Annotated in this window: 7 protein-coding genes; 3 read left to right on the forward strand and 4 right to left on the reverse strand. The window is 47.7% G+C overall.

The genetic code is table 11. The features are described from left to right. Nucleotides 1-150 precede the first annotated feature (150 nt). The 4 genes from VN447_RS06925 to VN447_RS06940 form a co-directional block, all read right to left on the reverse strand. Entirely contained in the window at nucleotides 151-357 is a 207-nt protein-coding gene (locus tag VN447_RS06925; protein ID WP_325524187.1) for a hypothetical protein, read from the reverse strand. 211 nt (nucleotides 358-568) lie between these two features. Further along, nucleotides 569-2,365 carry a carbon starvation protein A gene (locus VN447_RS06930; protein WP_325524189.1) on the reverse strand — a complete coding sequence of 599 codons (1,797 nt, stop codon included), beginning with the start codon at nucleotides 2,363-2,365 and terminating at the stop codon, nucleotides 569-571. A 151-nt stretch (nucleotides 2,366-2,516) separates the two neighbouring features. Further along, nucleotides 2,517-3,284, reverse strand: a complete 768-nt coding sequence (locus VN447_RS06935; protein ID WP_325524191.1) for a LytTR family DNA-binding domain-containing protein — start codon at nucleotides 3,282-3,284, stop codon at nucleotides 2,517-2,519. Next, nucleotides 3,277-4,974, reverse strand: coding sequence for a sensor histidine kinase (locus VN447_RS06940; protein ID WP_325524193.1), 1,698 nt, complete (start codon nucleotides 4,972-4,974; stop codon nucleotides 3,277-3,279). Before VN447_RS06940 ends, VN447_RS06935 begins: the two co-directional genes overlap by 8 nt. Before the next feature lie 128 nt (nucleotides 4,975-5,102). On the opposite strand from VN447_RS06940, the gene VN447_RS06945 reads away from it, so the two are divergent. The 3 genes from VN447_RS06945 to VN447_RS06955 all read left to right on the forward strand — a co-directional run bounded on the left by VN447_RS06945 (nucleotide 5,103) and on the right by VN447_RS06955 (nucleotide 6,341). Then, nucleotides 5,103-5,525 (forward strand): DMT family transporter, encoded by a 423-nt coding sequence (locus VN447_RS06945; protein ID WP_325524194.1) that lies wholly within the window; start codon nucleotides 5,103-5,105, stop codon nucleotides 5,523-5,525. A 9-nt stretch (nucleotides 5,526-5,534) separates the two neighbouring features. After that, nucleotides 5,535-5,969, forward strand: coding sequence for a DMT family transporter (locus tag VN447_RS06950; protein ID WP_325524196.1), 435 nt, complete (start codon nucleotides 5,535-5,537; stop codon nucleotides 5,967-5,969). A 93-nt stretch (nucleotides 5,970-6,062) separates the two neighbouring features. Next, nucleotides 6,063-6,341 (forward strand): hypothetical protein, encoded by a 279-nt coding sequence (locus VN447_RS06955; protein ID WP_325524198.1) that lies wholly within the window; start codon nucleotides 6,063-6,065, stop codon nucleotides 6,339-6,341. Nucleotides 6,342-6,561 lie beyond the last annotated feature (220 nt).

Below are 6,561 nucleotides of genomic sequence, written 5' to 3' on the forward strand. Positions count from 1 at the left end.
CTTAGCTTTGTTATGCCCTTTTTTCATACCATTTCTTTTTATTCAGTCTTAATCCCATAAAGATCTTATTTTTTACTCACGAAAACAAGAAGGGGCTGCCTCTCATAGGTTAAAATAACCTATTTTGAGACACCCCCTTTAATCGTTCATTTATTTGCTGTATGTTTGTAGATAGTTTTGCCCTAATTGTTCGTACATCTCTAAGTGTTGGACGACCGCAACTTCTTGTGTTCTGCTTAAGTTGTTGACGAACGCGCTTCCAATCGCTTCTTTGACGATACTTTCAATTTCAAAGGTGCAATAGCCTAAAAACGCTAAACGTTTTATTAACGTTAAAATACGCTGTTTCATACTCATATCCGATTCCTCCATCATTGTAAATTTTAATTGGTAATTCATTACGTTCCTGAACGTAATCAGCCGCAATTACCTTCGACTACTACCAATTACTATTAGAACAAAGAGAAATTCGGAGAATTACTTTTTCTAAATAGAGGTTTTAAACCAGCTGGCCAATAATCTTACTTATCATATCATGAGTCGATATGATAGTCAAGCGTAAATTTTACTAATTTCCTGCGTTACTATTTGCTGTTTTTGGCAAAGCTTGTTCGCCGTTAGCGATTTTTATCCAGGTGCGTACAGCATCACTGATAACAAACACAACAAGCACAATCATGATGCCACTTGCGCCAGCTAAGAGGTAGTTACTCTTAGGCAGGTAAATTGTAGTGATATTGAGATAACCGGCAGCTACTGTGGTGACTGCGAGGAAACACATAGGAATGATTGTTGTCCAGGTGTAGCGGCCTTTACCCATTCTAAATAGTACGGTGGTGCCGATCGCTAAGGACATGCTGCCAAGGAGTTGGTTGGCTACGCCGAACAGCGGCCAGATGGTGGAGATGGAACCACCATACAGCAGATATCCCCAGGCGAAAGACATAGCAGCACTGGTGATAATAAGGCCTGGAGTCCAATGAACATTTTGGAGCGGTTTGTAGACCATGCCGCCGAGTTCCTGGAGCAGGTAGCGGCCAACGCGAGTACCGGCATCAATGGTAGTCAGGATAAACAGCGCTTCAAACATGATGGCGAAGTGATACCAGAAGGATAAGAGACCTTGCATACCAGGAATTTTGCTGAATATGTGGGCCATGCCGACAGCCAGCGATACTGCACCGCCTGGACGTCCGGCAACGTTTTCGCCAACCATTTTTGAGAGAGTATCGAGCTCATTAATCTGCAAGCCAAGCTGGGCAAATACAGCAGGAGCGGTATTGATTGCAAAATAGTCTGCCGGGAACAGGCTGGTCGCAGCAATGAGGGCCATGAGGGCAACGAAGGATTCCACCAGCATACCGCCAAAGCCTACTGCCTTTATTTCGGCTTCGCTTGTCAGCATTTTTGGGGTGGTACCGGTGCTAATTAGAGCATGGAAGCCAGAGATTGCGCCACAGGCGATAGTGATGAACATGAAGGGCCATACCGGTCCGGGGATGATAGGGCCACCGCCATAAATATAAGGGGTGATAGCTGGCATATGAATTTCTGGCTGGACAATAAGGATGCCAAGAGCCAGAGCCAGAATTGTACCGATTTTCATATAAGTGCTGAGGTAGTCGCGGGGGGCAAGGAGCAGCCATACCGGCAGTGCGGCAGCTACGAAGCCGTAAACAGCCAGCATAATGGATAACTGATTGCGGCTGAAGGTGAAGTAAGGGGCAAGCCAGGACTCTTGTACCATTGGGCCGACAAATACGCCTAACAGGACAAGGGTTACGCCGATGAACGAGGCTTCGCCGATTCGGCCGGGGCGGAGATAACGTAAATAGATACCGACAAAGATTGCAATAGGAATTGTGACAGCTACTGTGAAAGTACCCCAGGGGCTGTCATACAGGGCGTTAACTACGGCGATAGCCAAGCCGGCCATAGTTATAATGAGAATAAAGAGTACGGCAATGCTTGTTGCCAGGCCGGACGCTTTGCCAATTTCTTTTTTGGCGATTTCGGCAACCGACAGGCCGTCATGACGAACCGAAGCAAATAGAATGACCATGTCATGCACGGCTCCGGCGAATACTGCGCCAATTAACAGCCAAATTGTGCCAGGCAGATAGCCGAACTGGGCGGCCAGAACCGGGCCCACCAAGGGGCCGGCACCGGCAATGGCGGCAAAGTGGTGACCGAATGTCACCCACTTGTTGGTGGGGACATAGTCGCGGCCGTCATTGTGACGTACCGCCGGGGTAGTACGGTTGGGGTCAAGGGTCAGTACTTTGGCTGCCATAAAGGCCCCGTAGAAACGGTACGCTAATGTTAAAACAAGTGCAGCTACAATGACGAGAGAAATACCGTTCAAGTTAGTTCCTCCTTTTATGATTATATTGAACATTTGCACACTTATAATAACTTGGCAGACGGATTTTGAATAGAAAATTTCTTCCAACAGAACAAATCAGACGGTCAACGGAAATATGCGAGGGTAAAAAGAAATGGCGCCAAGCCGGCGCCTATTTAAGTCCTAACATATCTTTGATTTCTTTTATCTGTCCTTTGCCAACAGGAACCTCAATAGTACTGCTGACGGGAGTAGGCAATTTAAGCCAGTAAGTCCCTTTAAACCAGGGAATCACTTCCTTGACTTTCTCCATGTGAACAAGATAGCTTTTATGCACTCTGAGTATTGTTGTGCCGCGAAGGCGTTCCTGCAAGTCGGACAGTGTACCTGAGTAAGCATACTCGCCTGTTTCGGCCACAACTGTGACTGAACCGGTTTGGGTGTGCGCATAGATAATATCGCTGTAGTTTACAAGCACAATTTTGCCGTTTTTTTCTACTGCCAGCTTGTGCACAGGCGTTTTGGCCGATGGCGTTATGGCTTGGTCAATGCGGGTAGCGGCAGCCCGCCATTCTTCAGGATGATATTTTTGCAGGCGCGCAGCAGTAGCCGCTACCCGATCACCGTCAAATGGCTTTAACAGGTAGTCAACGGCGCCAACTTCAAAGGCTTTTATTGCATATTCATCATAGGCAGTCGCAAAAACAATTAATGAGTTAGGTGTGGCGGTTCTTAGGGCCAGCGCTGTCTCGACTCCGCTCATGCCACGCATATGGATGTCTAAAAAAATGACATCAGGACAGTACTGAGCGGCCAAGCCTACTGCCGCCGGACCGCTGTCAGCTTCTCCAATTACCTCAATGCCTGACAGCTGGGACAATAAAAATTTAAGTTCATCGCGGGCTGGCATTTCGTCGTCAACAATAATTGCTTTAAGCACAGTCTTCCACCTCGTCATTAAGGCACTTAGGCAAACGTAAGGTAATTGTGGTGCCGTAGCCAGGTTGGCTGGCAAGCGTTAAACCATAATTGCTACCGTACTGACCGTATAGGCGTTCATGTACGTTAATAAGACCAATACTTTCACCGCTGGGGTAGTCTAGCGGGTTATGCGCGTCTAAGTCCATGCCGACGCCATTGTCAGCAATACTGATTTCAATGGCCTGGCCGCAGTCGGCAGCCTTAAGGATAATTGAGCCGCCTTCAGGCTTGGGCTGCAGCCCGTGTTTAATAGCGTTTTCGACCAGCGGCTGGATAGTAAGGGACGGAATTCTATAGTGACCAAGGCTTGGGTCGATATCTTCTGTTATCACAAGTTTTTCGCCATGGCGGGCCTGTTCGATCGAAAGATAAGCCCTGACTTGGGCCAGTTCTTCGTCAATGGTAATATTTTGGCCTGTCTTATGCAATGTGTAGCGAAAGATAGCGCTTAACTTGATTAAGAGCTCTCTCGCTAAATCAGGCTTGGTTCGCACAAGCGAAGTGATAGTATTGAGGGTATTGAATAAAAAGTGGGGGTTGATCTGAGCATGTAGGGCTTTCATTTTGGCTCTGGCCGCCATTTTAGCCTGACGATCGATCTCGGTAAGTTCTAACTGGGTAGAGAACAGGTGAGCCAAGCCGGCAGCAAAGACAATGTCTGACTGACCGATGCCGTCGCCTCTTGTATAATACAGCTTCAAGGTGCCGATCACCCTGTCTGCGCACTTGAGCGGTACAATAATGGCGCTTGCCAGGCGGCAGCCGGCGTAGGCACAGCCGATTCCAGCCTTGTCCCGGGCAATCTGCATCTGACCTGTGGCAAGTACTTGACGGGTGGCAGTTGTTAAGTTGGTTTTAGCAGGAGTGTGGTGGGAACTTTCAGCTCCGGCGAAAGCCAGAACGCTTTCGGTATCGGTAATGGCTACCGCGTCATAGCCTGCGGCTGCCAAAATAATATGGGCTGTTTCCTGGGATGACTGAGCATTGAGGCCGCGGCGCAAATAGGGCAAGGTTTTGTTGGCAATATCGAGAGCCTTGTGTGATTGCTCAGCGCCGATTTTTTCTTGAGCAACCATGGCAGTTTTAATGATAAGCATAAATACGGCCAGGCCTAGCGAGTTAGCGACGATCATGGGCAAGGCAATCTCTCTGACAAGGTCCCAGGCCATGTTATAGGGGCGGGCAGTTAGCAGGATAATGGCCATCTGCATGATCTCACCCAACATGCCGGCCGCGAGAGCCAGCCACCACGGGGTGGGACGACCCGGGTACATTCGATGTACCATGCCGGCTAGCAGGCCTTCGCAGATATTGGCTAAGGCGCAGGAGAAGGCAGTAAAACCACCTAATAGGTACCGATGGCCGCCGGCAATGATTCCGGCTGATACCCCCATGAGCCGTCCGCCTATTAGACCGGCCGCCATGACGCCGACGACACGGGAATTAGCGATGGCGTCATTTACAGGTATGCCGGCATATGTGCCCATGATGCCGACAAGACCAAAAAAAACCGTGAGTAACACAGCATCACTTTTGGTGGTGCGGCGGTTAATCAGCCGCCTGAATACGCTGGTTTGGGACAACACAAAAGCAAGCGTAGCAGCGACGCTCATTCGTTCAATCATTTCTAGCAGCAAATATTCTGGCATACGTATCCCTCCATTGTCTCAGAATAGCACTTTTTCTGACAACTGACAATCATGTTGATAAGGGGTAAAAGTAAGTATGTTTTGGTATATACTAAACTGGTGTTATCGTGAAGAAGGAGGCGCTAAGGATGTTAGTTTTAAGTGGCTTGTTTATCGGTGTGTTAACTGCGATTATGGTGTCACTAAACGGCATATTAAGTACTTATATCGATATGTATCACTCTGCCCTTATTGTCCATCTTGTCGGTCTGATGACTGTTAGTATCGTGCTGTTGGTGGTAAGGGAAGCAGTGGGTAAGGAGAGGCACGTTCCATTATACCTGTATAGTGTTGGTGTATTTGGGGTGCTTATGGTCGTGTTGACCAACATCTGTTTTCAATCAATCGGCGTTTCCTTAACCGTTGCTACCGGTCTGTTAGGCCAGTCAGCGCTGTCGGCCTTAATTGATCACAACGGTTGGCTGGGAATGCCTAAGCACAGGTTTTCTGTTAGGAAAATACCCGGGTTAGTGCTTGTTTTGGCCGGCACGGCGATCATGATTATATATTAGGTGGCGGTTATGACATTTGCGATTCTTCTTGGCGTTAGTATTGGCTGTATCGGCATACTAAATATGGTCGCCAACGCTAAACTAGCCGAAAAAATAGGTGTTTTTCACGGAACTCTGGTAAACTATTGCGGGGCAGCGGTTATACTGTTAGTCATCATTTACAATAACCATATTTCCTGGCCGTTGTCTGAGCAGTTGGCGATTGTACCCTGGTGGGTCTATTTGGGCGGTTTTATCGGGGTGGCAGTTATTGCCGGTCTTAACGTCCTTGTGCCGCGTTTGCCTGTCATGTTTTCCGCTCTTATTACTTTCTTGGGTCAGATGACAACAAGCATTATTATTGATTGGATTCTTGGGCAAAATAGTTCGCTAGGTAACATCGCAGGCGCCTTGCTTATTGCCTGTGGGCTTTTGTATAATGGTTACATTGGAAAGCAAAAATAATTTTGTATTGCTTGGCAGGGGCGGGATACTTTCTACCAATTCGTATTATAGTTTTTCTCTGTCCGGTTATACTATGACCGGAGGCGATGACCGATGAAAAATGAATTTGGTCAAGTTATTCCAATATCTGCTTGGCGTAAGGGCGGAGGTTATGTGGCGTCAGCGAGCCAGGTAGCCGCCGAGCAAACGGTAAAGGCGCTGGTTTACCCAGAAGACGGCGAATATATTGTAGCTTTTGGACAGCCGCCATATCTGTGGCGTAGGCATAGCTCACTTGAAGAGGTGGAGCAGACTTACTTTTATTTTGACTGGTCTGTGCCACAGGAGGAACAGGACATTGGTAACGCCCCTATACTTGTTGGTAAACTATAGGTTTGGTAGTGGATAAAAATCTCCCAGGTTAGTGCTGAGGCCACTGAAGAACTTGTGGTTTTGACGGAGCAAAAAAAGTACGAAACAGAAGACGACCCTTGTTCCCAATTTTGGGGTGAGGGTCGTCTTTTACCATTTAGGAAACCTTTATAACTTGTCTTCTACCTTATCAGTTTCAATATTCTCTTTATATTCACAGTAAAGATCGCCATCGCCCCCT

The sequence above is a fragment of the Sporomusa sp. genome, assembly GCF_035561155.1.
Classification (GTDB): domain Bacteria; phylum Bacillota; class Negativicutes; order Sporomusales; family Sporomusaceae; genus Sporomusa.

Excerpts from the sequence above, each read along its gene's own strand:
- VN447_RS06925 (WP_325524187.1), bottom strand. The coding sequence starts at position 357 with ATGAGTATGAAACAGCGTATTTTAACGTTAATAAAACGTTTAGCGTTT.
- VN447_RS06940 (WP_325524193.1), bottom strand. The coding sequence starts at position 4,974 with ATGCCAGAATATTTGCTGCTAGAAATGATTGAACGAATGAGCGTCGCT.
- VN447_RS06945 (WP_325524194.1), top strand. The coding sequence starts at position 5,103 with ATGTTAGTTTTAAGTGGCTTGTTTATCGGTGTGTTAACTGCGATTATG.
- VN447_RS06950 (WP_325524196.1), top strand. The coding sequence starts at position 5,535 with ATGACATTTGCGATTCTTCTTGGCGTTAGTATTGGCTGTATCGGCATA.
- VN447_RS06955 (WP_325524198.1), top strand. The coding sequence starts at position 6,063 with ATGAAAAATGAATTTGGTCAAGTTATTCCAATATCTGCTTGGCGTAAG.